Here is a 24,968-nt window from a genome sequence, read left to right on the forward strand (position 1 = left end):
GCGGCGACAAGGGAGCGGGGTGACTGCTTCAGATTTCCGGGCTGCCGAACCAATGGGCGGCGGCCCGCTCGAACGCTTCACGATCAGGGTCTCGATCACCTGCCCAGGCGACTATGCCGTCAGGCCGGACAAGCACGGCACCCGATCCGAGGTCGTTTCTCGCCGGGCCTGCCGCGTACCGCATCCGGCTTTTCCAGCCCATCGCCGAACCGTGCAGGCATCGGTCGGCGCTGAAATCGAGCGCGACGCCTCGTCCGTCCCGCATCAGGTCGCCGAGGCGGGTGCCGTCCTCAAGACGAAGGTCCGGGGCGTTGCGGCCGACCAGCGACTGCTCGCTGCCGAGGTCGTAGCGGATCGACGATCCCGATGTCCTGTCGAACACGTAGGTCGTTCCGTCACGCGTCCCGATCAGGTCGCGGATCACTCCCTGGATCGCCTGCGCATGCGGGTCCGGCCTCATGGCCGCCGCCTGGGCGCGCGTCCAGTCGAGCACCCACGCCACGATCGGATGGCGCTCGCGGGTGTAGGTATCGAGAAGCCCGTCCGGCGCGTACCCGTGCACGGTCGCCGCGAGCTTCCATCCCAGTCGACCTTGGCCGGATCGAGCATCATGCCGGCGAAGTGGCCCGCGCCGCGAGGGGGCGCGGGCTCGTCCGCGCCGGGATGGTCGTCGACGCCCGACGTCTTCAGCAGCGGGTGCAGCATGCCGCGGCGGTAGAACGCCTCGACCGACGTGGCGGACAGGCCCCGCATCCCGAGCGGGTCCGCCTTCCACGGCGAGCGGGGCTCCGGCTCCCGCTCGAGCACCAGGACAGAGCAGCCCGCGAGGCCGAGCTCGCAGGCAAGGAACAGACCAACCGGGCCGGCTCCCACGATCACTACGTCATGCACGAGACCTCCCCTTCCGAAGATCGCGGTCCTGTTCTCTTCAGGCACGCAAAGACTGAAGCGGGCCGCTCACACGGGGCTCACACGGGGCTCACACGGCGCTGACGGGGGCGCACGCGGCGCTGACACTCCCGTCCTGCGGGCCCTGCCGTGATTTGGGGACTCGAGGGTGCGTGCGCGAATATCGGGAGATGGACGGGGACGCGCGGCTTCGCGTCACGCTGCTCGGCGCCTTTCAGGCGGCTCGCGGTGACGCCGCCCTGCCCGTTCCGGGTGCGCGGTTGCAGGGTCTGGTCGTACGGCTGGCGCTCGCCGGCGGGCGCGCGGTCGAGCAGGGCGTCCTGGTCGACGCGATCTGGGCCGAGGACCCGCCGACCGGGCCCGCCCACGCCCTGCAGGCCCTCGTCTCGCGGTTGCGCCGGGCCCTCGGCTCGGCCGGCGACGTCGCGCAGGTCGCGGGCGGCTACCGGCTGGACGTGGACGCGGCCGACGTGGACGCGCTGCGGTTCGAGCGGCTCGCCGCCGCCGGTCGTGACCGCCTGCGCGCCGGCGACCCGATCGCCGCGGCGGCCGTGCTCGGCGAGGCCGTGGCGCTGTGGGGCGACCGTCCCGGTGCCGAGCCCGCGGTCGTCGCCGCGGTAGCGCCAGCCGCCGCGACCCGGCTGGCCCACGCCTCGGTCGAGGCCGTCGCCGACCTCGCCGTCGCCGAGCTGTCCCTGGGCCGTGCCGGCGAGGCCGCGGCCCGCCTGACCGCCCTGCTCGCCGAGCACCCCGTCGACGAGCGGGCGGCCGCGCTGCTCATGGACGCGCTCGCCGCTCAGGGTCGCCAGGCCGAGGCCCTGGCCCTGTACGAGCGGGTCCGCGAAACCCTGGCCGACGTCCTCGGCACCGACCCGGGCGCCGCGCTGCGCGAGCGCCACCTGCGCCTGCTGCTCGCGGAGCGGCCCGACCCGGCCGCCGACGCCGCGCAGACCAGGCCGAGCAACCTGCCCGCGCCGCTGACCAGCTTCATCGGGCGCGACGACGACCTCGCCCGGATCGACACGCTGCTCGCCGCCGGGCGCCTGGTCACCGTGCTCGGTCCCGGCGGCTCAGGCAAGACGCGCCTCGCCGTCGAGGCCGCCCGCCGCCACCGCCACGAGTACCGCGACGGCGCCTGGATGATCGACCTCGCCTCGGTCACCGAGCCGGCCAAGGTCGGCGCGGCCGTGCTCGCCGGGATCGGGCTCCGCGCGGGCGCGATGTTCGAGGCCCGGACGCGGGTCGAGGGCGACGAGCTGGACGTACTCGCCGACAAGCTCGGCGGCCGGGAGAGCCTGCTGCTGGTCGACAACTGCGAGCACCTGATCGACGCCGTGGCCCACCTGGTCGCGGCACTGCTGTCCCGCTGCTCCGGGCTGCGCGTGCTCGCCACCAGCCGCGAACCCCTCGCGGTCGACGGCGAGGCGCTGGTGCCGCTCGGCCCTCTCGCCCTGCCCGGGCCGGACGACGGCGTGGAGCAGGCCCGCCGGGCGGCGTCGGTACGCCTGTTCACCGAGCGGGCCGCGGCCGTGCGCCCGGGCTTCGACGTGGACGAGACGACGCTGCCCGAGGTCCGGCGGGTGGTCCGCGGCCTGGACGGGATGCCGCTGGCGCTGGAGCTGGCCGCGGCCCGGCTGCGGACGCTGTCGCTGCCCGAGCTGGCCGACGGGCTGTCCGACCGGTTCCGGCTGCTGACCACCGGCAGCCGCACCGCGCTGCCCCGGCACCGCACGCTGCGCGCGGTCATCGCCTGGAGCTGGGAGCTGCTGAGCGAGCACGAGCGTACGGTCGCCGAACGCGTCTCGATCCTGCCCGGCGGTGTCACGCCTGCCTCGGCCGCCGCGGTCTGCGCCGGCACCGCGGTGCCGGCTGCCGAGATCGCCGAGCTGCTCGCGGGCCTGGTCGACCGGTCGCTGCTGCAGCTCGCGCCCGACCCGGGCCGCTACCGCATGCTGGAGACGCTGCGCGAGTACGGCACCGACCGCCTGGCCGAGACGGGCGACCTCGGCACCGTCCGCGACCTGGCCGCCGCGTACTTCGCCGAGCTGATGGCCCGGTACGACCCGCAGCTGCGCGGACCCGGCCAGATGGCGGCCATACGAGTCATCAGCGCCGAGTACGACAACGCGCTGGCCGCCCTGCGCCGGCGGTGCGACACCGGCGACGCCCTCGGCGCGGTCGCTCTCGCCCTGAACCTGACCTGGTACTGGCAGATGTTCGACCGGCGCACCGACGCGGCCTACTGGCTGGGCGAGGCACTGGCGGTGCCCGGCGGCGAGCCGACGCCCGACCGCGACTGCGCCCACGCGATCCACCTGATCAACCGGGTCGGCACCCGGCCAGGGACGACCGCCGAGGAGGTCGCGGACGACCGGGCGCGGCTGCGCGAGCTGGCCGACCGGCTGCTTGTGTACCCGGAGCTGCCGGGCCCCTACGGCGCGCTCACCGCGCTCCCGCTCGCGTTCCTCAAGGAGGAGAAGAGCACGCCCGCGATCATCGAGCACCTGGCCGACGGTGGCGACGTGTGGCTGTCCGGGCTGGCGCGCATGTTCCGGGCCCAGTTCACCGAGAACGCGGGCGAGCTCGACAAGACGCGCACCGACGTGGAGGCGGCCCTGGCCTGTTTCCGGCAGGTCGGCGACCGCTGGGGCCAGGCCAGCGTGCTGCCGATGCGCGCCCAGCTGCGGCAGTACGACGACGACCTCGACGGCGCGCTGGCCGACCTGCGCGAGGCCCGGTCGCTGGCCGGTGAGTTCGGTTCGCTCAGCCTCGGCGACGAGGTGTTCGGCGACCTGCGCTGGATCGACCTGCACCTGCGGCGCGGCGACACCGACCTGGCGATCGCGATGATCGACTCGGCCCGGGAGCGGGCGCTGCGCGCGGCCTCGCCGGAGATGCTGTTCCTGGTCGACGGGTGGGAGGCCGTCTTCCGGGTGCGGCGCGGCGACCTGGACCGGGCGCGGGAACTGCTCGACGACGCCGAACGGGGCCTGCACGGCGACACCGGGTTCCCCGCCGACCACGTGCGAACGCTGGTCGGCGGCGTACGGGCCTCGCTCTGCCTGGAGACGGGTGACCTGACCGGCGCGGAGAAGGCGCTGGAGAAGGCGTACGCGGCGGCGCTGGAGACCCGGGATCTGCCGATCCTGTCGCGGGTGGCGGTGAACGCGGCCGCGCTCGCCGAGGCGCACGGGCGGCATCACGAGTCGGCCGTCCTGCTCGGCGCCGCCTCCCGGCTGCGCGGCGCGCGCGACCGCACCGATCGGCAGGTTCGCGAGCTCACCCGCCGGGGGCGGGCCGCGCTGGGCGAGGAAGCCTTCGCCGCGGCGTACGGGAAGGGCTGGGAGCTGGACCGGAAGACGGCCGTGACCGAAGTCGACCCGGCCCGGCTGCGCCGGGAATTCAGGACGGCTCACCCAGATTCCGACTGATCTGGCCGGCGGTTCAGTGCGTCGGGCGGGCGATGTGGGCGAGGACTTCCAACTGGTCGAGCTGAGCGGCGAGGGAGAGCGCCGCGATTCGGCAGACCAGGTGCTGCGCGCCCGCCGCCGTGTAGCGGGCCAGTGTGGCGGCCACATGCTCGGCCGGGCCCGCGACCATCGCCTGGATCGTCCGCGCCGTCTCGTACGGCAGGCCATAAGTGGCCTGGCAGTAGGCGTCGAGCTGCCGTTCTCCCCCTTGTGCGTCGTCGGTGACCAGCACGGTGACGAACAGCGCCGGGGTGACCGCGTCCACGGGACGCATTGCCGGCGCCGCGGCCCGCCGCACCTCCGCCAGGCCGGCCCGGTAGTCGGCGGGATCGGGCGGGTAGGGCAGCCACCCGTCGTAGAGCCGCCCGGCGCGCTCCAGCGCCGACGGGCTCGCCCCTCCCAGCCAGATCGGCGGCCCGCCGGGCCGGTGGGAGGGGGTGGACGCGGGCAGCTCATCGAAGCGCAGCACCTTGCCGTGGAAGGCCCGCTCGCCCGCCCACAGCGCCCGCCACAGGGCCACCGTGTCGTCCAACCGTGCGAAGCGGCGCTCCCACGGCACCTCCGACACCGCGTATTCGATCTCCGACCGGCCGGGGAAGCCCGCCCCCACGGTGACGACCAACCGCCCGGCGGACAGGTGGTCGAGAGAGGCGAGTTCCTGCGCGGCCATGACCGGACGGCGGAAGGCCGGCAGCAGCGTCGCCGTGCCGAGCGTGACGCGCTCGGTCGCCGTTGAGAGGGCGGCGAGCATCGCCAGCGGTTCGATCCGCGGGCCGAGGAGGGTGTCATTGGCCCACACCGAGTCGTAGCCGAGCCGTTCGGCGCGGACGCCGAAGTCGACCAGCCGGCGGGCGTCGTTCCACTGGTTCTGGCCGGTGGGGAGCAGGATTCCCAGTCGGGTGTTCATGGCACGGATCGTGTCCCGCGCCGGGAGTGAGAACAATTCCCTACAAGGAATGGACGGAAGCAGCACACTGGGACGAGTGGATTTCCCTCAGGCCCTGCGCGCGACCCGGCAGCGCTGCCGTCTCAGCCAGCTCGACCTCGCACTGCGCGCGGGCACGACGCAACGCCACCTCAGCTTCATCGAAAGCGGCCGCTCCCGGCCCGGCCGGTCCATGGTGGTGCGGCTCAGTGAGTCGATGGAGCTTCCGCTGCGGGAACGCAACGAGCTCCTGCTCGCGGCCGGCTACGCCCCTGTCTACCCGCAGACTCCGCTGGACGACCCCGCCCTGCACCATGTGCGCACCGCCCTGCGGCACATTCTGGCCGGGCACCTGCCCTATCCCGCGATCGTCGTGGACGCGCGGCACGAGCTGGTGCTCGCCAACGACGCGTTCGACCTGCTCGCCGAGGGCGTCGCGGAGCACCTGCTGCGCCCGCCGGTCAACGTGCCGCGCCTCGCCCTGCACCCGGACGGCCTGGCGCCGCGGATCGTCAACCTGGCGCAGTGGGCGCGGCACATCCTCGACCGCATCTCCCGAGACGACGACCTGTACGAAGAGCTGTCCGGTTACGTGCCGTACGCCGCGCCGGGCCCCGACCACGTGGGATTCGCCGTCCCCGTGCGGCTGCGCTCGGCGCGCGGTGAGCTCCGGCTGACGACCACGATCACGACGTTCGCGACAGCGCTGGACGTGACCGTGGCGGAGCTGAAGCTGGAGGCGTTCCTGCCCGCCGACGCGGCCACGGCAGCGCTGTTGACCGGCCGGGCCGCAGACACCCCTTGACGTGACCCGCCCGCCCGGCCTGGACCTCTTGCGGCAGGCCTCGATCGGGGCCGGTTCGACGCCGAATGCAGGGTGCGCGCCGTTGGCATCGTGTGAGTTGGGTCACTGCCGTTCATGGGAAGCCGGGGTCCCTCGTCTCTAGTGCTGAGCGCAACTTGCTGAGCGCAACGAACGGAGACGTCATGAGAATCTTCATCGCCGGGGCGTCCGGCGCGATCGGCGGCCGGCTCGTCACCCAGCTGGTGGTGCGCGGCCACGAGGTGGTCGGCACGACCCGCTCGCAGGCCAAGACCGGGCCGCTGCGCGCGCTGGGCGCCGAACCGGTCGTCGTCGACGCGCTCGATCCGGACTCGGTGGCCGACGCGGTGGCCAAGGCCGCGCCCGAGGTGATCGTCCACCAGCTCACCGCGCTGAGCGGACCGTCGAGCATGCGGCAGGTCAAGCGGATGGCGGCCGCCACCAACCGGCTGCGCACCGAGGGCACCGACCACCTGCTGGCCGCGGCGCGCGCGGTCGGCGTCGGCAGGTTCGTGGCGCAGAGCAACTCCCTGTGGATGGAGCGCACCGGCGGGCCGGTCGCCGACGAGAACGGCCGGATCGAGCCGAACCCGCCCGCCGACGCCGCGGCGGCGGTGGCCGCGTTGCGCCACCTGGAGGACGCGGTGACCGGCATCACCTGGGCCGACGGCATCGTGCTCCGCTACGGTTCCTTCTATGGCCCCGAAACCGGCCTCAGCGCCGCGCCGGACGCGGTCATGACCGAGCAGATCCGCAAGCGGAGGTTCCCCATCGTCGGCAGCGGCGATGGAGTGTGGTCGCTGGTGCACATCGCCGATGCCGCAGCGGCCACCGTCGCGGCCATCGAAGAAGGCAAGCCCGGGATCTACCACGTCGCCGATGACGACCCGGCACCGGTGCGCGTCTGGCTGCCCTACCTGGCCCGCACGCTCGGCGCCGAACCGCCGCGCCGCGTGCCCGCCTGGCTCGCCCGCCCGCTGGCAGGCGAGGGCGCGGTCGACATGATGACGCGGGCCCGCGGGATCTCATGCGAGAAGACCAAGCGCGAACTGGGCTGGACGCCGCAGCACCCAAGCTGGCGCACGGGGTTCACCGACGGATTGAGCTGACGCGACGTGTCCGCATCGGATCTGTATGGCGAGCTGCGGCCGCGGGCCTTCGCCATCGCCTACCAGATGCTCGGCAGCGTCAGCGAAGCCGAAGACGTGGTGCAGGAAGCGTTCCTGCGGCTGCACCAGACCCAGCGTGGAGGCGAGACGATCGCCTCGCCGCGGGCCTACATCGCCACCTTGGTCACTCGGTTGGCCATCGACCAGTTGCGCTCGGCACGGGTGCGGCGGGAGCGGTACGTCGGTGAGTGGCTACCGGAACCGCTGGCCGAAGACCCCTCACCGGGCGAGCACGCCGAGACCGCCGACTCGCTGTCGTTGGCCGTCCTGGTGCTGCTGGAAAGCCTGTCGCCGCAGCAGCGGGCCGCGTTCCTGCTGCGCGAGGTCTTCGACTATCCGTACCCGGAGGTCGCCGAGATCATCGGCACCGATGTGGACAGCACGCGGCACCTGGTCGCCCGGGCCCGCAAACACCTCCAGCAGCGCCGCCCGCGCTACCACGCGTCCCGGCAGCAGCGACAACAGCTCGCTCGGCGCTTCTTCGCCGCCGTCGAACACGGCGACCTGCGCGCGCTGGAAGAGCTGCTGGCGCAGGACGTGGCGATGCACGGCGACGGCGGCGGCAATGTGCCGGCGCTGGGACGGCCGGTCAACGGACGTCAACGCGTGGCGCGCGTCCTGGCGGCGATGGCGCCCATGCTGGCCCGTGCCGGCGGCGTGCGCTTCGACCTCACCCAGGTCAACGGCCAGCCGGGCGCCCTGGTCTTCGACGCCCGCGACGTACTGGTCGGGGTGATGGGACTGGACATCGCCGACGACCGGATCCAGACCATCCACTCCATCGTCAACCCCGACAAGCTCCGGCACTTCGACCGGGTCGGCGACCTCGGCGCCCTGGTACGCGCGGACCGGAAGGCCACCGGCAAGGACTGAACCCGCCGGTCACAAGGGTCACGATGGCCACCGGCGGCGAGCGGCCGCCCTGGACCTGACCGAGCAAGGCGCTCGCATCGCTGATGTGGGCCGAGCGGTGCCACACCTGAACCGTCATCGTCCCGCAGCCGCCGGCGACCACCGGCCCTCCTGCCGCCGGCCCAACGATCAGCGATCTCCCCACTCCTTCCGCACCCCTGGGCGCGTCCACGACGTTCGCACGCCTGATCACGATCGGAGAACTCGATGAACCTCGCACTGTGGCTCGGTGCCGTACTGCTGGCCGTAGTAGCCCTGGCCGGCGGCGCCATCAAGATATTCGTGCCCAAGGAGAAACTGTCCGCGACTCCTGGTGGAGCATGGACTCAAAGCGTCAGCGCCGGCAGGGTCAAGACGCTCGGCGTCCTCGAGGTCCTCGCCGCGGCCGGCCTGATACTGCCCGCCGCGGTCGGCATCGCACCGGTCCTGGTGCCGGTGACCGCCCTTTGCTGGATTCTGCTGATGGCCGGAGCGATGATCACTCACGGCCGCCGCCGCGAGTTCCGGTTCGCGGCGCTGAACCTGGCCTATCTCGCGCTCGCCGCATTCATCGCCTGGGGCCGCTTCGGCCCCGGCGCCTTCGCCGGCTGACCGGCCCTGCCGGGCCGTCGTGCGCGGGCGGCTCGGCGGAGTGCCCGATCGAGGCGGCTACGTGGTGAGCGGGTGGATCGCGGTGATGCCGGCGAGGATGAGAGCGATCCCGGCGAGGAACTGTTCGCGGTCGTCGTGCCCGCGCACCTGCTCCGCGACGGCCCGGGTGAACGGGTAGTCGTCCGGGTCGAGCTCTTCCCATGCCGCCGATACGGCGTCGAGGAACTCGGCGCGGTCCACGCCGGACCCGAGAGGGCCGGTACTCGCGGTGTTCGCGGCGTTCTGGCCGGCGGCGCCGAGGATGTAGTGCATCAGCGCCGAGGTCGCCGTGAACCAACTGCCCTCGGGCACGCCCAGCGCGCGGACCTGCCGGCCGATGCTTTCGAAGATCCGCGGCGCCACCGTCCCCCAGGGGCTGCGGGAGAGCTGGGTCGCGAGCTGCGTGGCGAGCCACGGGTGTTCTTCGATCGCGTCGAACAGGCCGAGCGCGACGGCGCGGATCCCGTCCTGCGGCGAGTCCGGAGACTCGGTGGGCTCGACGGACACAGCGGCGGCGACGACGGCGTCGGTGGCGGCGGCGAGGAGTTCGGTCTTGCCCTCAACGTGCCAGTAGATCGCCCCGGGGCCCGTCGCGAGGCGCTCGGCCAGTGCGCGGAACGTGAGACCGCCCTCGCCCACCGTGTCGAGGAGCTCGACGGCGGCGCTGACGATGCGCTCCCGCGAGAGCGGTCCCTGCCGTCGTTCCGGACGACGCGTCCTGGTTGCCATGCGTCGATTCTAGACACACTGGAACGCCATTCCAGCTTGACATCGCATGGAACGTCGTTCCACACTGCCACTTGCTGGAACAACATTCCAGGCGTGACTCCGGCGGGTGTCACCCAGCAGTGCGCGATCAGAAGGAAGCGCCATGACCACTCATGTCACGATCATCGGAGCCGGACTCGGCGGCCTCACGCTCGCCCGCGTCCTGCACGTCCATGGAATCCCGGCCACCGTCTACGAGGCGGAATCCTCCCTCGCGGCGCGAGCGCAGGGCGGGATGCTCGACATCCATGACCACAACGGCCAACCGGCTCTTCGGGCGGCGGGCCTGATCGAGGAGCTTCGCGGCCTCGTCCTGGAGGGCCGCCAGGCGGCACGGGCCCTCGCTCCGGACGGGACCGTTCTGTTCGAAGAACCCGACGACGGCACGGGTGGGCGCCCCGAGGTGATGCGCGGCGAGCTGCGGCGGATGCTGCTCGACTCACTCCCGGCCGGCGCCGTCCGGTGGGGCCACAAGGTCGGCGACGTTCGTGCCCTCGGCGACAGCCGCCACAAGGTGACCTTCGCCGACGGCACCTCCGTCGTCACGAGCCTGCTGGTCGGCGCGGACGGCGCGTGGTCACGGGTGCGGCCGCTGCTCTCCGACGCCACACCCGAGTACGTCGGCATGTCGTTCATCGAGACCTACCTGTTCGACGCCGACACCCGGCACCCGGCCGGCGCGAAAGCGGTCGGCGGCGGGGCGATGTACGCGCTCGCGCCGGGAAAGGCGATCCAAGCTCACCGGGAGAGCGGCGGGACCCTCCACGCGTACGTGGCGCTCCGGAGGCCGCAGGAGTGGTTCGCCGGCATCGATTTCACCGATTCGACCGCGGCCACCACGCGGATCGCGCAGGAGTTCGACGGCTGGGCGACGGAGCTCACCGCGCTGATCACCGACAGCGACACCGCGCCGGTCCTGCGTCCCCTCAACACCCTGCCCACCGGGCACCGGTGGGATCGCGTGCCGGGGGTGACCCTGCTCGGCGACGCCGCCCACCTCATGCCCCCGTCCGGCGAAGGCGCCAACCTGGCCATGTACGACGGCGCCGAACTCGGCAAGGCCATCGCCGCGCACCCCGACGACGTCGAGGCCGCGCTCACCGAATACGAGCAGGCTTTGTTCCCCCGCAGCGCCGCGGAAGCCGCCGACGCCGCCCACCTCCACGAGCTCATGTACGGCGACGACGCACCCCACAGCCTGATCGACATGTTCACCGGACACGAGTAGCCCTCCGATTCACGGACGGATGTCCGTCACTGCGGGGAACTATCGGACCGCCTTGAGTTGAGCCTTCGGGTGTGAGTGAAGCAGCACTTCGGATGGCTCCTCGTTTTACGGACATGTGTCCGCTGTATGGACAACAACCCGGCGAGGGGGACAGGATAGGCGGGCACGGGTGACGGGCAGGTCATGGATGTCCGGTTTTCGGTGATCTTGCGGACGCTTGTCCGCCGTATCCGCCTGTCGTTTCCCGTCTGATCAGAACGGCCAGCTACCACTGGAGGTCGTACGAGTGACCGGAATCGACCAGTATCCCGTCGTCGTCGTGGGCGGAGGCCCGGTCGGGCTCACCACCTCGATCCTGCTGAGCCGGCTCGGCGTACGGCACGCGGTGTTCGAGCGGCACCCCGGCACGTCGGTGCATCCCAAGGCGGTGGGGCTCAACCAGCGGACCATCGAGATCCTGCGATCCGCCGGGCTCGCGAAGGACATCGACGCCGCTGCCGCGCCGCCGCGCACGGTCGGCCGAACCGCCTGGTACACCTCCTTCGCCGGTTCCACTCCGCTGCACGGCCGGAGGATCGCCGTACGGGACGCCTGGGGCGGCGGCGTCTACGCCGACGAGTACGCCCAGGCCAGCCCTTCGCGCTACACGGTGCTCCCGCAGATCAGGCTGGAGCCGATCCTGCGCGCCCACGCCGAGTCGTCGCCGTCGGCCGACGTGGCGTTCGGCGCCTGCGTCACCGAGGTGACCGCGGGGCGGGACGACGTGACGGTGACGGTCGAGCATGCAGACGGGACCACCCGGCGGGTGCGGGCGGGCTACCTGGTGGCGGCCGACGGCGGACGCACGGTCGCCGACCTGCTCGGCATCGGGATGATCGGGCCGACCAACCTCGTCGACATGGTCAGCGCCCACTTCGGCGCCGACCTCGGTCCCTACCTGCCCGACGACGGCTGCCTGATCAACTGGTTCGTCAACCCCGACTTCGGCGGGTCCATCGGCAGCGGCTACCTCTACCACCTCGGCCCCTGGTCTCCCGAGGGCGCGTCCGAGGAGTGGGTGTTCGCCTGCGGGTTCCACGCCGACGACCCGGAGCGGTTCGACGAGGAGGGGATGCGCGGGCGCATCACCCGTTCGCTCGGCCTGCCCGACCTCGAGATCTCCATGCACTCCATCAGCCACTGGTATCTGCAGGCGGTGGTGGCGGAGCGGTTCCGCGAGGGCCGCTGCTTCCTGGTCGGCGACGCCGCGCACCGGATCCCGCCGTGGGGCGCGCTGGGCCTGAACACCGGCATCCAGGACGCGCACAACCTCGTATGGAAGATCGCCGCGGCGCTGCGCGACCCGAGCCTGAGCGGTCTGCTGGACAGCTACGAGACGGAGCGGCGCCCGGTCGCGCTCGCGGTCGCCGGGACCTCGCTGCACAACTTCCAGAGCCACGGCGGCGTCGTCGACGTCGCCCTCGGGCTGTCGCCGGACACCCCGCCGGCCGAGGGCTGGGCGGCGCTGGAGACGCTGTGGTCGGACGGCCCGGAGGGCGACGCGAAGCGGGCGGCGGTCGCCGGGGCGATGAGGCTGCTCGACAAGGAGTTCCACGCCCACGGCGCGGAGAACGGGTTCGCGTACCAGGCCGGGGCGCTCGTCCCGGAGGGCGAGGGCGCCCCCGTGCATGAGGACATGCTCGTCTACCGCCCGACGTCCACGCCCGGACACCACGTTCCGCACACCTGGCTGGCGACCCCCGCCGGGCGGGCGTCCACGCTCGACCTGGCGGCGCCCGGCAGGTTCGCCCTGGTGGTCGACGAGCACGCCGACGCCTGGCGTACGGCGCTCGCCGGGCTGGACCACCCCCTCGCCCGGCTGGTGGACGTGGCCGAGGTGGGCACCGGTCCGGGGAAGGCGTGTCACGACACCGAGGGCCGATGGGAACGGCTGCGCGAGGTCGGCGGCGACGGAGCCCTCCTGGTGCGGCCGGACACCATCGTCGCCTGGCGGCACGCCGGGCTTCCCCGCGATCCCGGAGCGGCCTTGCGTGAGGCGCTGGACGCGATCACCGAGCCCGCGGCGGTCCCCGTTCCCTCCGGAGAGTCGGCCACCGCCTGAGCCGTGCCAATTTCGGCGGCGTCTCCGAGGGCCGCCCGCCGAGTCGACGTTCGCCTTCATAATCTTTTTCACCGCGCCGGTCTGTTCGCAGGCCGGCGCGTCCGCATTCTGTGCCCCCGCCGGACCCGGGGAATTCCCCCACGGGCTCGGAGAATTCGGTACGACGCCTGTCCGATCGGGGTTGTCGGCCCGCCGATTACCGGTCGAAGGTCCGTCGGGTAGGGGTTGACCTGTGGTTCCTGGACCCTCACGCTTACCCAATAACCGAGGAAAAAGGGTCCGTAATTCACTTTCCCGGAAATGGCCGTGGAGGATCTCCAGGCCAGTGGCGGTCTGCCATTCCATAGATCCGGGCTTTCATTCATGGTTTGTTCGCCGAGGTGATTGTGAGGAGGCGAAGATGCCGCATGCCGATTTCAGGTGTTCTCCGTCACCCCAGAGAATCGAACGGCCGGAAAGACTGCTACGTCTTCTGGCCGAGGACCTGCGGACGATCGTCGAGCGGGACCCGTCCGTCCGTGACAGGAAGGAGGCGTTGCTGCACCCGGGGCTTCCGGCGCTGTGGCTGCACCGGGTCGCCCACCGGCTGCACCGGCGCGGCCGGCGACTGCCGGCCCGGCTGCTGATGCTCCTCGCGCGATGCGTCACCGGGGTGGAGATCCACCCGGGTGCGGTGCTCGGGCGCAGGGTCTTCGTCGACCACGGCGCGGCCGTGGTGATCGGGGAGACCGCGGTCGTGGGCGACGACGTGACCATCTACCACCAGGTGACCCTGGGGGCGGTCGGCTGGTGGCGCGACAACCTGCGCGCGGACGGGGAACGGCGGCACCCGGTGATCGGAGCCCGCGTGGTGCTGGGCGTCGGCGCGACCGTTCTCGGCCCGGTGTGCGTGGGAGACGACGCCGTCATCGGGGCGCGGGCGCTCGTCCTCCACGACGTGCCCGCCGGTGCGCGCGCCCTCGCCTCCGCCGTGACCGTGTCACCGCCCCGCGGCGGCACGTCGTCCCGTACGGCCCGAGCCGGCCTGCCCCGACCCTCCGACGAAAGGAATGGATCGATGAATCCTGACAGCACGGTCCTGATAGTCGGCGCCACCGACGAAACCGTGCGCAAGGCCAAGGAGCTGGGCCTGACCGTCCTGCTGCTCCAGCACCCCACCAAGGTCAGCCCCGAGCAGGAGGAACTCGCCGACGTCCTGCGCGTCCTGGACTACACCGACTGGGCGGCCGTCGAGCCCGTCGCCAGGGAACTGTGGCAGGAGCCCGGGTTCCGCGTCGCGCTGTCCATCACCGAGCCCGGGCTGGAGAACGCGGGACGGGTCAACGACCTGTTCGGCCTGGGCGGCACCGGCTACGAGGTCACCAGGAGGTTCCGCGACAAACTGGTCATGCGCCGCCACCTCGCGTCGGTTCCGGGCGCGGAGCTCGACCCGTCCGCGGTGGCCGCCGCGCCGCTCCTGCGGCGCGAGGACCTGGACGTCTTCGGCGCCGTCCACGGCTACCCGTTCATCGTCAAGCCGACCGACGCGACCGCGAGCATCGGCGTCTTCCGGATCGGGGGGCCGGAGGACGCCGAGCGGGTCTGGGCCACGGTGGAAGGGCTGCGCGGCACCCGGACCGACCGGGTCTCGACCATGTACCTCCTGCGGGACTTCCTCATGGAGGAGTACGTCGAGGGACCGGAGTTCAGCGTCGAGTCGTTCAGCTTCGCGGGCCGCCACGTCGTGGTGGCGATCACCGAGAAGTTCGTGCACGCCGACCGGTTCGCGGAGCTCGGCCACGCCGTGCCCGCCCGGCTGGACGAGCCGGTGGGGGAGCGGATCCGCGCGAGCGTGCGCCGATTCCTCGACCTGATCGGCCTCAGGGACGGCGTCACGCACACCGAGCTGCGGCTCGGCCCGCACGGCCCCGTGGTCATCGAGAGCCACAACCGGGTCGCCGGCGACATGATCCCGGAGCTCGTACGCGGGGCGTACGGCATCGACCTGGTCGAATACGCACTGGGCTGGCCGTTCGGGCTGGTCCCCGAACTGCCGGACCGGCCGGAGGCGCACGCCGGGGCCAGCGTGCGCTCCCTGGTGAGCGAGCCGGGGCGGGTCGAGTCGGTGGAGGGCGTCGCCGACGCCGCGGCGCGGGACGGCGTCCTGGACGTGCGCGTCACCGCCAAGCCCGGCGACCCCGTGCACGCCTTACGCGACAACTGGGACCGGCTCGGCCTGGTGGCGGTGACCGGCCCTGACACGGACGCGGCCATCCGCCGCGGCGCGGAGGTCATCGACGACGCCATCCGGATCCGGGTCGTGGGCGAGGACGGGCGGACCTGGCTCGCGCGGGTGGCCGAGGCGCACTCCCCGGCGCAGGCGCGGACGCTCGCGGAGGTGCCGGCATGAGTGTCGTCATCGTGCACCGCAGCCCGCTGGAGCCGTTCCCGTACGACCGCTGGCTGCGCGACTACGAGGGCCCGGTGGTGATCCTCGCCGCCCGCGACAGGTTCGAGCCGTTCGGCGAGCGGATCCCCGAGGGGAACCTCGGCTACACGCACCTGGAGCTCTTCGACCACGACGACCAGGTGGCCGGGCGGGCCGCGCACCTCGCCGCAGAGTACGGCGCCACCCACCTGATCGGGGAGCACGAGGCCGACGTGCTGCGCGTGGCCGCCCTGCGCGAGGAGCTCGGTCTGCCCGGCGCACGGGCCGCCGACGTGCTGCCGTTCCGGGACAAGGCACTGATGAAGGAGCACGCGGTGCGGGCCGGTGTGGAGGTCGCGCCGCACACCGTGCCGCGGACCGCGGCGGACGTGCTGGCCTTCGCCGGCGTCCACGGCTTCCCCCTGGTGTTCAAGAACAGGGCCGGTTTCAACTCCATCGGCCTGCGCATCCTGCGCGACCGGGACGCGCTGACGGCCTTCCTCGCCGAGGCGTACGGCTCGCAGCGGGACGAGCAGCGGTACGACCTGCTGCTGGAGGCGTACGTGCCCGGCCGCATGTGCCACGTCGACGGGCTGGTGGTGGACGGCGAGGTCGTGCTGGCCTGGCCCTCGCAGTACCAGTACGAGCTCGCGTCGTTCGGCAGCGACCCCGGCTCCCGGGTCGACCTGGCGCTCGACCCCGGCGACCCGCTCACCGGCCGCCTGCTGGAGCTGACCGGGCGGACGCTGGCGGCGCTGCGGCGGCCCGGCGGCCGGCTGCGCGACCACGCCTTCCACGCGGAGATCTTCCACACGCCCGACGACCGGCTGGTGCTGTGCGAGATCGCCTGCCGGTCGGGCGGCGGGAAGATCCGCGAGGTCTTCCACACCCTGTTCGGGGTCAACCTCGCCGAGTGCTCCATCCGGGCCCAGCTCGGCCTGCCGCTGCCCGACGTGGAGCGGGCCGTACGTCCCGGGCGGCGGCCGGAACCCGCGCGGATGGCCGGTCAGGTGCTGATGATGAAGCGGCCGGGACTCATCCACGCGCTGCCCGACGCCCCGCGGGATCCCTGGGTGGAGCACTTCTGGCTCTACGCGCGGCCGGGCCAGGTGGTCCCGCCTGCCGCGGGCTCGGCCGACTTCCTGACCGTGGCCATCGCGTCGGCCCCCACCCGCGCGGAGTGCGAGCGCAGGCTGCGCTCGCTCGGCGCGCGGCTGGAGGAGCAGGTGCGGATCGAGGCGGTGCCGTCGTGACCCGCCCGTCGACGCAGGTGCGCTACATGGCCGGAATGGTGGTCGACGCCACCGGCAGCGGCATGTACCTGCCCCTGTCCCTGCTGTTCTTCCACCACGTCACCGGGCTGCCGATCGAGCGGGTCGGCGTCATCATGACCGCGGCGGCGCTGTTCAGCCTGATCGCCAATCCGATCGCGGGCGTGCTCGTCGACCGCTTCGGCGCGCGGGCCGTCGTCGTGGGTGGCTATCTGGTGCGCGCCGCGGGGTTCGCCGCCTACCCGCTGGTGGACTCGCCGCTGACGATGTTCCTCGCGGTGGCGCTGGTGGCGCTCGGCGACGGCTCCTACCCGCCGTCGATCCAGTCGTTCGTCGCCGCGATCGCGCGGGGCGCGGACCGCGACAAACTCCTCGCCGCGCAGCGCAGCCTGCGCAACGCCGGCCTCGGCGCGGGCGGCCTCATCGCGGGCGTCGCGCTCGGCCTGGGCAGCGACGCCGCCTATCGGGTGATCGTCCTGGTCAGCGCGGCCGCGTTCGCCGGCGCCTCGCTGATCCTCCGCACGATCCCTGTTCCCGGTGGCCCTGTTCCGGGCGGCCCTGTTCCGGGCGGCTCTGTTCCGGGCGGCTCTGTTCCCGATGGGGCGGTGCCCGGCGCGCAGGGCCGTACGGCACCGCGGGCGGCGGCGACGGCCCGGCGGAGCGGGGGATACCGGCTCGTCCTGCGCGACCGGACGTTCCTCGCGCTGACCCTGCAGAACGTGCCGACCGCCTTCGGCTACATGGTGCTGTCGGTGGCGCTGCCCGTCTACGTCACCCAGGAACTGGACGTCCCCGCGTCGCTGGTCGGCGTGCTGTACGCGGTCAACACCGTCGGCATCGCGCTGCTGCAGATCCCGGTGACGCGGCGGCTCATCCGGTATCGGCGCACCCGCACCGTCGCGGCGGGCGCCGCCACGTTCGCGGCGTCGTTCGCGGCGTTCGCCCTGCTGGCCGGGGTCCCCGTGCGGTCGGTCGCCCTGGCCGGGGTCTTCGCCGCGACGGCGCTGTTCACCCTGGGGGAGATGCTGCACGGCGCGCCGCTGTCCGCGCTCGTGTCGAGCGCGGCCCCAGAGGAGACCCGCGGCAGGTACATGGCGGTCTACCAGTTCTCCTGGGCCATCCCGATCACGCTGGCCCCGGCCGTGCTGACCGCGCTGCTGAGCCTGTCGCCGATCTCCATGTGGCTGCTGCTCGCGGCAGGCGTCGCCGGCTCGGCCCTCACCATGCTCCGCCTGGAATCCCGGCTGCCCGCCCGGGCCGTCCACGCGCGGACTCAGGAAGACCACGAAGAGACAGATACGGAAGACCGTCGCGTCGCGACGACGACACAGAAGGCTGGTGTGGACTGATGGGAAGATCGAGTTGGCATGTGCTGCAGGGAGAGGACCCCGCGTACGCGCTGCCGGAGGCCGCCGGTCAGTGCGGCTGGGTCAGCCAGTTGCGGCCCTTGATCCTCGAGATGAGCCGGCCGGGCGACGTCGTGCTCGACCCGTTCGCCGGCTGGGGGACCACGCTGGTGGCGTGCGCGGTCGAGTCCCGGAAGGGTATCGGCCTGGAGGTCTCGCCCGAGCGCGCGGAGCAGGCGCGAAAGCGCCTGGAGGAGTATCCCGGCCAGACGATGCTGTGCGCCGACGCCCGCACCCCGCCGCTGCCGGAGGAGTCGGTGGACTTCGTCCTGGCGGACCTGCCCTATTTCGGCACCAACCTCGACACCGACTCCTCGGTGGAGGGTCAGTTCTACGCGCTGCGGGACTACGACGAGTACCTGAGCGCGCTCGACGAGGCCTTCGCCGCGGTGGCGAGGGTCATGCGGCCCGGCGCGCGGGCGGTGCTGGCCGTGCAGAACCGCCGCCTGGCCGGCAGGTTCGTGCCGCTGGCCTGGGACGTCGCCCGGGTGCTCGGCCGGCATCTGACCCTCGGCGACGAGCGGATCCACTGCTACGACCGGCCGGTGAGCGACGACGACCCGATGACGACCAACCGCTCGCACGAGTACCTGCTGGTGGCCGCGAAGGAGCAGACATGATCCCTCTGATCGACCGGGAGATAGCGACCAGGATCGACGATCTCATCGGCAACACGCCCCTGCTCCGCCTCGCCCTCGACGGCCTGCCCCCGGCCGCGACCCTGCTCGCCAAGCTGGAGGCGGCCAACCCGCTGTCGAGCATCAAGGACCGGGTGGCGCTGCGCATGATCGAGGAGGCCGAGGCGTCTGGGGCCCTGACCCCCGGCGCGACCGTGATCGAGTCCACCTCGGGCAACACCGGCATCGCCCTGGCGGCGCTCGCGGTCAGCCGGGGATACCCGTGCATCGTCGTGATGCCGGACAACGCGTCGCGGGAGCGCACGCTGACCCTGCGCATGCTGGGCGCCCGGGTCGAGTTCACCGACCACGTCCTCGGCTTCCAGGGGTGCGTCGACCGGGCGACGGAACTGCACGCCGCCGTCCCCGGGTCGTGGTACGCCCGCCAGCACGAGAACCCCGCCAACGTCATGGCCCACTACACGACCACAGGACCGGAGATCTGGGCCGCCACCGGCGGCGAGGTCGACGTGCTGGTGTGCGGGGTCGGGACCGGCGGCACCCTCACCGGAACGGCTCGCTACCTCCGCGAGCGCAACCCCCGGCTGCGCGTCGTCGCGGTGGAGCCTGAGGGCTCCCCCCTGCTGTCGGGAGGCGCCCCCGGGCCGCATCGGATTCCGGGCCTCAACGGCGGCTTCACCAGTCCCGTCACCGACGTCACCCTCATCGACGACGTGATCACCGTGCCGGACGACGAGGCGGCCGCCATGACCCGGTTCGTCGCGGCCACCACCGGGCTGCTGGTCGGGGTCTCCTCGGGCGCGGCGGCGTACGGATGCGCCGAGCTCGCCCGCCGCGGGGACCTGTCGGGGCAGACGATCGTGACGATCTTCCCGGACACCGGAGAACGCTACCTCAGCTGGTGGCCGGCCTGACTGACGAACGGCATGAGCAGCGCTTTCAACGCGAGGTTGACCGAGGGGTGATCTCCGGCCTACGGTCCTTCCAATCATTGGCAGGCGACGCCCGAGCGACTGTTCCTCGCCCACACCGATCCCGCGTCGCGGCTGCGGACGCGATCGCTGGTGTTCGAGCCGACCATCGCCGAGCAGTTCACCGGTTCGGACCGCCAGGCGCTGCTGCGGGCCGATCGGCCGGGCCTACGTGGTGGAGGAGGCGTTCCGCTGGCAGGCCTACGCTTCCGGTCTGGCGATCGTCGACGTGGCCGCGGCCGGTCCCGGCCGCGGCGGCGTCACCGTGCGGGTCTCCACACGGCTGCAGTTGGTGTGGCGGGCCGGCGACTGGCGGGTGGTGGCGCCGCCCTCCGGTGACTGGACGCGGTCCTCGGCCCCGGTGACCGACCTGACCGGCTACACCCTGTCCGGATCGGGGGTGACAGCGTGGATATCTTCACGGCCGACTGGCGGGCGGGGACGGCGTACGCGATGACGCTCAGGTCATCCGGACGGTGCTGCGCAAGGCGGGGCGTCGGGAGTTCAGCGAGCGCCAGGGCGGGTTCGTCGTCGAGGGTGGTGGCGACGGAAGGCCATTCCAGGTCGCTTGCACCGACGCCGCCGAGGTGTCCGCGCAGGAGTTCGCCCAGTACTCCGACGACCTGCGCAAGGCCGGTTACCGAGTCGAACCCGATGCTGACGATGATCAGGTGCTGCTGGTGCGGAAGTCCTCCTGACCGTGCTCCAGCGCGTGGGGTGGAGTTCAGCGGGGACGGCGGCGCTGGGCGGGGTTCGGCTTCGTCCTTTTCGGTCGTGACGCGGGCGGAAGGCTTTTCACCGAGCGCGCGGCCGCTCGGCCGGTATCGCCTCGGTCGTCTCCAGATGCTCCGCATCACGCGAGCGCGATCCGGTCACCACCGGGTACTCGCGTGCACCGGGCACCGTCGCCGGCGTCACCTGCCGCAGTTCCTCGAACCCGGTCAGCAGGCCCAGCCCGGCCTACGCCGGTGACTGATCGTCCGGGAAGACGAACAGGTCCCGCGGAGTCCGGGTCGATCTCCTCGCCACGTCCTCCAGCTTCCCATTGCATGGCAGCCGCGCCTGACGCAGTGGCGAGTTCGCGACTCCAGCGCGTCGAGCGGCGCGGCGTACCAGCCTCCTTGCGGCAAGGGGGCCAGGGCGCCGTTACCGGTAGCCAGGGTGGACGCCGGGTGTGAGCTTCTGCTGGGCGGCGATGGCTTCCAGTAGCTCGGTCAGCTGGGCGCGCTGGGCGTGGTCCAGGGCGGCGCAGATGTCGTCCTCATGTGCTTTGCCGAGCCGGCGCATCTGTGTCATGACGTGGGTGCCTTGCTCCGTGAGGTGCAGGGCGTAGTTGCGGCGGTCCTGCGGGTTTCGCCGTCGTTCGACGAGCCCTTTGCGCTCCAGGTTGTCGATCAGCGCCACCACCCGGCTCGGCACGACGCCCAGTTCTTCGGCCAGGGACTGCTGACTGCGTCCGGGGCGAGTGGCGATCATGCGCAGGAGGCCGACGTCGGCGGGCACCACCTCCAGCTCGCTGATCCGCTCGGCGAACCGTGCCGCGGCGTGCGCACCCACCTGCGCAAGCAGGAACGCTGTTCTCTTTGGCGCGGATCGCGCGGCCGGTTCCCCGGTGGTGCCGGCCGGTGGCGGTGTGCTCATGGGGTGATACTAGTACTGACTGAATAGTTCTGTATTATGAATGATTCACAGGCGAGAAAGGAGTGGAGATGGTCGCAGAGCTCGGCGGAGCACGGCCGTGTTATCCGGACCTGGCGGGCAAGGTCGCGCTGGTCACAGGCGGCTCCAGGGGAATCGGGGCACAGACCTGCGCCACCCTGGCGGAGAACGGGGTCAAGGTTGCGGTGAACGGCCGGAACCAGGCGGCGATCGACGCCGTGGTCGGCGGCATCGCGGCAGCCGGGGGCACGGCGGTGGCGGCGCCGGGCGACGTCACCGACGAGGCGGCCGTACGGCGGATGCATGACATCGTCGAGCGCGAGCTGGGGGCGGTGGACATCCTCGCGGCGTTCGCCGGAGGCCAGGGCGCCCCCACGCCGACGATCGAACTGGGTGCCGATCGGTGGCGTGCGATCATCGCATCCGACCTGACCTCGGTCTACCTGACGGCGGCCGCGTTCCTGCCCGGCATGATCAGCAAGGGCGCGGGGTCGATCATCACCATGTCGTCCACCGCGGGACGCCGGCCGGGCGGCTCGAACGCGGCGTACGCGGCCGCGAAGGCCGGCGTGGTAATGCTCACCCGACACCTGGCCGGCGAGGTCGGCCGGCATGGCATCCGGGTCAACTGCCTCGCCCCCTCGGCGGTGCTCAACGATCGCATGCGGCGCTTCATGTCCGCGGAGCAACGGGACGAGTTGGCCGCCGCCTACCCGCTGGGCCGCATCGGCCAGCCCGGCGACGTCGCCCAGGCCGTGCTGTATCTCGCCTCCGAAGCGTCGTCCTGGGTGAGCGGGGCGACGCTCGACCTGACCGGCGGGCGGGTGAGCGCGTGATGAGCGCGCAGCGCACCCGACCCCAGAGGCAGGGCGGGCCGCCGCCGGGCATTCTCGCCGCGGTGTTCACGGTTTTGTTCGCCGGGGGAATCGCCGCCAGCACGGCGCTGGCGGGCGGTGTCGTCTTCCCGTCTCCGTTCGGCTCCCCGCAGGAGATCCTCGCGTTCTTCCCCGAGCACCACAACGCCGTACAGGTGAGCGCGTTGCTGCACTTCGCTGCCTCCGTGCCGATGGCGATCTACGCCGCCACCATGTCCGTTCGGCTTCGCGACCTGGGGATCCGTGCCCCGGGCGCCACGATCGCCCTGGCCGGGGGCCTGCTGGCCGCCGGCCTGCTCGCCCTGTCCGCGCTGTTGCAATGGGCACTGTCCCGGCCGGCGGCGCTCACCGAACCCGCTTTGGTCCGCGTGCTGCACGATCTCGCGTTCGCCACCGGAGGCATCGCACACGTGGTGTTTCTCGGGCTGCTGGTGGCGGGCGTCGCCGTACCGGGGCTGCTGGCAGGGCTGCTGCCCCGGCCGCTCGCGCTCGCCGGTCTGGTGATCGCCGCCGTCGCGGAGATCTCCACCCTGACCTTGCTCGTCACCGAGGCGGCCTTCCTGCTGCCCGTGGCCCGTTTCACGGCCCTGGCCTGGCTCATCGCCGCGGGCTTCCTGCTGCCCCGCACCCGTACTCGACAGACCGGTTCCAGCCGCAACCGAGCGAAAGCACCAGAAGAGCGGAAAGAAGAGCCAACCGCATGAACTCCGAACGACTCATCCGTTTCCAGCACCCGCAGAAGGTCCTGGGCTACCTCGGCAGGCTCGGCGACGACCGTATCGCCAACCTGTTCGGACTCGAAGTCGACGTCTACCGCCAGACGCGCCAAGCGTACGGCGCGCAGGCGCGCGACGCCGCGACGGACCTGCTCGCCGATCCCGAATTCGCGGCGAAGGTGGACCGGCTTCCCTTCAAGCCGGGCCAGCGCGTCATAGCCATCGGCGAGAGCACGACCGGCGACCTGCTGTCCTGGTTCGAAATCTTGCGTCACCTCCTCGACCTGCGGCGCCCGGCCGACGCCATCACCCTCATCAACATGGCGATCTCCGGGCAGACGACCACCCAGGCCCTGGCCGCGCTGCCCGGCCTCTGCCTGCAACGCCCCGATTGGGTGCTGTGCATGCTGGGCGCCAACGACGTCCAGCGTTTCCGACCTGCTGAAGAGCCGGCCGACGGGCCCACTCTGGTCAGCCTCGCCGAGACCGAACGCAACCTGTGCGCGCTACGCGAGCTCACGGCGCAGCGCACGACGGCACGCTGGGTGTGGCTGACGCCTCCCACGGTGGACGAGGCCCGGGTCGCGGCCTACCCGCCGTTCCAGCACCTGGGGATCACGTGGGCCAATCGCGACATCGACGCCGTCGGCCACATCGTGACCCGGCTGCCGGACAGCACGGTCGACACGCGGCCCGTCATCGCCGGGCAGACGGCAGAGCCGTTCCATGTTGAAGACGGGCTGCACCTTTCCCTCACCGGTCAGCGGGCGCTTGCCGCCGCTCTGGTGGACGCCCTCGCCGATGCGCCATGAAGCTGCTCATCTTCGGTGCCACCGGCGGCACCGGTGCCCAACTCCTGGCCCAGGCTCTCGACGCCGGCCACGACGTCACCGTTGTCGCCCGCAACCCGGACAAGATCCCGGCACACCATCGTGACCGGTCAGTCATCGTCCCCGGGGATGTGCTGCAAGCCCGGACGTGGGACGCCGTGACCGGTGGTCACGACGCCGTCCTGTCCTGTCTGGGCAGCCGTGATCGTCGGCATCCCACCGTTATCTACTCCCAAGGCACGGCCAACATCATCGGCGCGATGCGCATGGCCCTGATGGAAGGCATCGTCACAGCCAGCCCACTCGACTGGACGATCATCCGCCCACCGATGCTCACCGACCGGCCGCCCACCGGGCGCTACAGGGCCGCCGCGGGCCACCATCTGCCAGACCAGAAAAGCATCTCCCGCGCCGATCTCGCCCACTACATGCTGAATCACATCGAGGATCAGAAGACCTGGAAGAAGATCGTCTGGCCGAGCGGCTAAGAGGCCCTAACGCAATGAGCGTTGGAAGTGCCGCCAGCAGATAGGAGTTCTTATTGATTTGTCGCAGGCCAGCCCGGTCCGATAGGAAGTTCGCCATGCTGAGGGGCGACAAGGTCGGGCTCAGGGCCCGATACGAGGAAGATATCCCGATCCTGCTGGCCGAGCTTTACGACGACGTGGTCAACGGCTCGCGGGCCGAAGGCCGGCCGTGGCGGCCGATCACGCCGGGCTCGAAGGACCCGCGGCTCGTGGTGGACGACAAGGAGGAGGGGCGCGTCCCGTTCTCCGTGGTGGAGCTGGACGGCGGCACGCTGGTCGGCACCGCGACGTTGTGGGGCATCGACAACCACAACCGGTCCGCGCACATCGGGCTGGGGCTGCTGCCGTCCTCCCGCGGCAAGGGCTACGGCACCGATGTGGTCGCGGTGCTGTGCCACTACGGTTTCGTCGTGCGCGGCCTGCAGCGACTGCAGATCGAGACGCTTTCGGACAACGCCGCGATGCTGCGCTCCGCCCAGCGTAACGGCTTCGTCCGCGAGGGCGTGCTGCGCTCCTCGGCCTGGGTGATGGGCGAGTTCCTGGACCAGGTGCTGCTCGGGCTCCTCGTCCAGGACTGGAAGCCTGACTCGAAGGGCTAGTTTAGATCGCGCCGGGGCCGCCGCCGGTCTGCCGGCGGACCTCGAACACCATCCGGACCGCGCGCTCACGAAGCTCTTGGGGGTACTTCCTCGGGGCCGGCATCGTGTCGTGATTGTTCCTTCCGCCAGCAGAT

At 71.9% G+C, this 24,968-nt stretch carries 23 protein-coding genes; 18 read left to right on the forward strand and 5 right to left on the reverse strand.

The window, feature by feature from the left end; genetic code table 11:
- Positions 1 to 28: 28 nt before the first annotated feature.
- Together ACQEVJ_RS16905 and ACQEVJ_RS16910 are read right to left on the reverse strand one after the other, a co-directional pair.
- Complete coding sequence (locus ACQEVJ_RS16905) at positions 29 to 562, reverse strand: hypothetical protein (protein ID WP_433101957.1); 534 nt, start codon at positions 560 to 562, stop codon at positions 29 to 31.
- Positions 457 to 891 (reverse strand): FAD-dependent oxidoreductase, encoded by a 435-nt coding sequence (locus ACQEVJ_RS16910; RefSeq protein WP_433101959.1) that lies wholly within the window; start codon positions 889 to 891, stop codon positions 457 to 459. The genes ACQEVJ_RS16905 and ACQEVJ_RS16910 overlap by 106 nt, the downstream gene beginning before the upstream one ends.
- 188 nt (positions 892 to 1,079) lie before the next feature.
- Here ACQEVJ_RS16910 and ACQEVJ_RS16915 point away from each other — a divergent pair, with 188 nt between their 5' ends.
- Complete coding sequence (locus tag ACQEVJ_RS16915) at positions 1,080 to 4,340, forward strand: BTAD domain-containing putative transcriptional regulator (RefSeq protein ID WP_433101961.1); 3,261 nt, start codon at positions 1,080 to 1,082, stop codon at positions 4,338 to 4,340.
- 13 nt (positions 4,341 to 4,353) lie between these two features.
- Here ACQEVJ_RS16915 and ACQEVJ_RS16920 read toward each other — a convergent pair whose 3' ends face one another.
- Positions 4,354 to 5,286 (reverse strand): LLM class flavin-dependent oxidoreductase, encoded by a 933-nt coding sequence (locus ACQEVJ_RS16920; protein WP_433101963.1) that lies wholly within the window; start codon positions 5,284 to 5,286, stop codon positions 4,354 to 4,356.
- 76 nt (positions 5,287 to 5,362) lie between these two features.
- Between ACQEVJ_RS16920 and ACQEVJ_RS16925 the strand changes: the two genes are divergently transcribed.
- The 4 genes from ACQEVJ_RS16925 (at position 5,363) to ACQEVJ_RS16940 (ending at position 8,799) form a co-directional block, all read left to right on the forward strand.
- Complete coding sequence (locus tag ACQEVJ_RS16925) at positions 5,363 to 6,109, forward strand: helix-turn-helix domain-containing protein (RefSeq protein WP_433101965.1); 747 nt, start codon at positions 5,363 to 5,365, stop codon at positions 6,107 to 6,109.
- Positions 6,110 to 6,291: 182 nt separating this feature from the next.
- Entirely contained in the window at positions 6,292 to 7,236 is a 945-nt protein-coding gene (locus ACQEVJ_RS16930; protein WP_433101967.1) for an NAD-dependent epimerase/dehydratase family protein, read from the forward strand.
- Positions 7,237 to 7,242: 6 nt separating this feature from the next.
- Positions 7,243 to 8,169, forward strand: coding sequence for an RNA polymerase sigma-70 factor (locus ACQEVJ_RS16935; protein WP_433101969.1), 927 nt, complete (start codon positions 7,243 to 7,245; stop codon positions 8,167 to 8,169).
- A 246-nt stretch (positions 8,170 to 8,415) separates the two neighbouring features.
- Positions 8,416 to 8,799, forward strand: coding sequence for a DoxX family protein (locus tag ACQEVJ_RS16940; protein ID WP_433101971.1), 384 nt, complete (start codon positions 8,416 to 8,418; stop codon positions 8,797 to 8,799).
- Positions 8,800 to 8,856: 57 nt separating this feature from the next.
- On the opposite strand, the gene ACQEVJ_RS16945 is transcribed toward ACQEVJ_RS16940, so the two are convergent.
- Positions 8,857 to 9,567 (reverse strand): TetR/AcrR family transcriptional regulator, encoded by a 711-nt coding sequence (locus ACQEVJ_RS16945; protein ID WP_433101973.1) that lies wholly within the window; start codon positions 9,565 to 9,567, stop codon positions 8,857 to 8,859.
- Between the two features lie 142 nt (positions 9,568 to 9,709).
- On the opposite strand from ACQEVJ_RS16945, the gene ACQEVJ_RS16950 reads away from it, so the two are divergent.
- From ACQEVJ_RS16950 to ACQEVJ_RS16985, 8 genes are all read left to right on the forward strand, one after another.
- The gene (locus ACQEVJ_RS16950; RefSeq protein WP_433101975.1) at positions 9,710 to 10,834 is read left to right on the forward strand and encodes an FAD-dependent oxidoreductase; all 1,125 of its coding nucleotides are present in this window, start codon (positions 9,710 to 9,712) and stop codon (positions 10,832 to 10,834) included.
- A gap of 286 nt (positions 10,835 to 11,120) precedes the next feature.
- Entirely contained in the window at positions 11,121 to 12,935 is a 1,815-nt protein-coding gene (locus tag ACQEVJ_RS16955; RefSeq protein WP_433101977.1) for an FAD-dependent monooxygenase, read from the forward strand.
- A gap of 400 nt (positions 12,936 to 13,335) precedes the next feature.
- Positions 13,336 to 15,324: a serine O-acetyltransferase EpsC gene (gene epsC, locus ACQEVJ_RS16960; RefSeq protein WP_433101979.1), complete on the forward strand. Its 1,989-nt coding sequence runs from the start codon at positions 13,336 to 13,338 to the stop codon at positions 15,322 to 15,324.
- Positions 15,321 to 16,595 (forward strand): hypothetical protein, encoded by a 1,275-nt coding sequence (locus tag ACQEVJ_RS16965; RefSeq protein ID WP_433101981.1) that lies wholly within the window; start codon positions 15,321 to 15,323, stop codon positions 16,593 to 16,595. The genes epsC and ACQEVJ_RS16965 overlap by 4 nt, the downstream gene beginning before the upstream one ends.
- Positions 16,592 to 17,962, forward strand: coding sequence for an MFS transporter (locus ACQEVJ_RS16970; protein WP_433101983.1), 1,371 nt, complete (start codon positions 16,592 to 16,594; stop codon positions 17,960 to 17,962). Before ACQEVJ_RS16965 ends, ACQEVJ_RS16970 begins: the two co-directional genes overlap by 4 nt.
- Positions 17,962 to 18,639, forward strand: a complete 678-nt coding sequence (locus tag ACQEVJ_RS16975) for a TRM11 family SAM-dependent methyltransferase (protein WP_433101985.1) — start codon at positions 17,962 to 17,964, stop codon at positions 18,637 to 18,639. The genes ACQEVJ_RS16970 and ACQEVJ_RS16975 overlap by 1 nt, the downstream gene beginning before the upstream one ends.
- Complete coding sequence (locus tag ACQEVJ_RS16980; RefSeq protein ID WP_433101987.1) at positions 18,636 to 19,571, forward strand: PLP-dependent cysteine synthase family protein; 936 nt, start codon at positions 18,636 to 18,638, stop codon at positions 19,569 to 19,571. The genes ACQEVJ_RS16975 and ACQEVJ_RS16980 overlap by 4 nt, the downstream gene beginning before the upstream one ends.
- A 533-nt stretch (positions 19,572 to 20,104) precedes the next feature.
- Complete coding sequence (locus tag ACQEVJ_RS16985) at positions 20,105 to 20,326, forward strand: hypothetical protein (RefSeq protein ID WP_433101989.1); 222 nt, start codon at positions 20,105 to 20,107, stop codon at positions 20,324 to 20,326.
- 448 nt (positions 20,327 to 20,774) lie between these two features.
- Here ACQEVJ_RS16985 and ACQEVJ_RS16990 read toward each other — a convergent pair whose 3' ends face one another.
- Positions 20,775 to 21,269, reverse strand: coding sequence for a MarR family winged helix-turn-helix transcriptional regulator (locus ACQEVJ_RS16990; protein WP_433101991.1), 495 nt, complete (start codon positions 21,267 to 21,269; stop codon positions 20,775 to 20,777).
- A 68-nt stretch (positions 21,270 to 21,337) separates the two neighbouring features.
- On the opposite strand from ACQEVJ_RS16990, the gene ACQEVJ_RS16995 reads away from it, so the two are divergent.
- The 5 genes from ACQEVJ_RS16995 (at position 21,338) to ACQEVJ_RS17015 (ending at position 24,834) form a co-directional block, all read left to right on the forward strand.
- A complete protein-coding gene (locus ACQEVJ_RS16995; protein ID WP_433101993.1) occupies positions 21,338 to 22,123 on the forward strand; it encodes an SDR family NAD(P)-dependent oxidoreductase in 786 nt (261 codons plus the stop codon).
- A gap of 62 nt (positions 22,124 to 22,185) precedes the next feature.
- The gene (locus tag ACQEVJ_RS17000; protein ID WP_433101995.1) at positions 22,186 to 22,866 is read left to right on the forward strand and encodes a hypothetical protein; all 681 of its coding nucleotides are present in this window, start codon (positions 22,186 to 22,188) and stop codon (positions 22,864 to 22,866) included.
- Positions 22,863 to 23,690, forward strand: a complete 828-nt coding sequence (locus tag ACQEVJ_RS17005; protein WP_433101997.1) for an SGNH/GDSL hydrolase family protein — start codon at positions 22,863 to 22,865, stop codon at positions 23,688 to 23,690. Before ACQEVJ_RS17000 ends, ACQEVJ_RS17005 begins: the two co-directional genes overlap by 4 nt.
- Positions 23,687 to 24,196, forward strand: a complete 510-nt coding sequence (locus ACQEVJ_RS17010) for an NAD(P)-dependent oxidoreductase (protein ID WP_433101999.1) — start codon at positions 23,687 to 23,689, stop codon at positions 24,194 to 24,196. Before ACQEVJ_RS17005 ends, ACQEVJ_RS17010 begins: the two co-directional genes overlap by 4 nt.
- A 95-nt stretch (positions 24,197 to 24,291) precedes the next feature.
- Complete coding sequence (locus ACQEVJ_RS17015) at positions 24,292 to 24,834, forward strand: GNAT family N-acetyltransferase (RefSeq protein WP_433102001.1); 543 nt, start codon at positions 24,292 to 24,294, stop codon at positions 24,832 to 24,834.
- Positions 24,835 to 24,968: the final 134 nt, after the last annotated feature.

The organism is Microbispora sp. CA-102843 (assembly GCF_050936215.1).
Lineage (GTDB): Bacteria > Actinomycetota > Actinomycetes > Streptosporangiales > Streptosporangiaceae > Microbispora.

Excerpts from the sequence above, each read along its gene's own strand:
- ACQEVJ_RS16915 (WP_433101961.1), top strand. The coding sequence starts at position 1,080 with ATGGACGGGGACGCGCGGCTTCGCGTCACGCTGCTCGGCGCCTTTCAG.
- ACQEVJ_RS16920 (WP_433101963.1), bottom strand. The coding sequence starts at position 5,286 with ATGAACACCCGACTGGGAATCCTGCTCCCCACCGGCCAGAACCAGTGG.
- ACQEVJ_RS16930 (WP_433101967.1), top strand. The coding sequence starts at position 6,292 with ATGAGAATCTTCATCGCCGGGGCGTCCGGCGCGATCGGCGGCCGGCTC.
- ACQEVJ_RS16940 (WP_433101971.1), top strand. The coding sequence starts at position 8,416 with ATGAACCTCGCACTGTGGCTCGGTGCCGTACTGCTGGCCGTAGTAGCC.
- ACQEVJ_RS16945 (WP_433101973.1), bottom strand. The coding sequence starts at position 9,567 with ATGGCAACCAGGACGCGTCGTCCGGAACGACGGCAGGGACCGCTCTCG.
- ACQEVJ_RS16950 (WP_433101975.1), top strand. The coding sequence starts at position 9,710 with ATGACCACTCATGTCACGATCATCGGAGCCGGACTCGGCGGCCTCACG.
- epsC (WP_433101979.1), top strand. The coding sequence starts at position 13,336 with ATGCCGCATGCCGATTTCAGGTGTTCTCCGTCACCCCAGAGAATCGAA.
- ACQEVJ_RS16965 (WP_433101981.1), top strand. The coding sequence starts at position 15,321 with ATGAGTGTCGTCATCGTGCACCGCAGCCCGCTGGAGCCGTTCCCGTAC.
- ACQEVJ_RS16975 (WP_433101985.1), top strand. The coding sequence starts at position 17,962 with ATGGGAAGATCGAGTTGGCATGTGCTGCAGGGAGAGGACCCCGCGTAC.
- ACQEVJ_RS16980 (WP_433101987.1), top strand. The coding sequence starts at position 18,636 with ATGATCCCTCTGATCGACCGGGAGATAGCGACCAGGATCGACGATCTC.
- ACQEVJ_RS16990 (WP_433101991.1), bottom strand. The coding sequence starts at position 21,269 with ATGAGCACACCGCCACCGGCCGGCACCACCGGGGAACCGGCCGCGCGA.
- ACQEVJ_RS16995 (WP_433101993.1), top strand. The coding sequence starts at position 21,338 with ATGGTCGCAGAGCTCGGCGGAGCACGGCCGTGTTATCCGGACCTGGCG.
- ACQEVJ_RS17005 (WP_433101997.1), top strand. The coding sequence starts at position 22,863 with ATGAACTCCGAACGACTCATCCGTTTCCAGCACCCGCAGAAGGTCCTG.
- ACQEVJ_RS17010 (WP_433101999.1), top strand. The coding sequence starts at position 23,687 with ATGAAGCTGCTCATCTTCGGTGCCACCGGCGGCACCGGTGCCCAACTC.
- ACQEVJ_RS17015 (WP_433102001.1), top strand. The coding sequence starts at position 24,292 with ATGCTGAGGGGCGACAAGGTCGGGCTCAGGGCCCGATACGAGGAAGAT.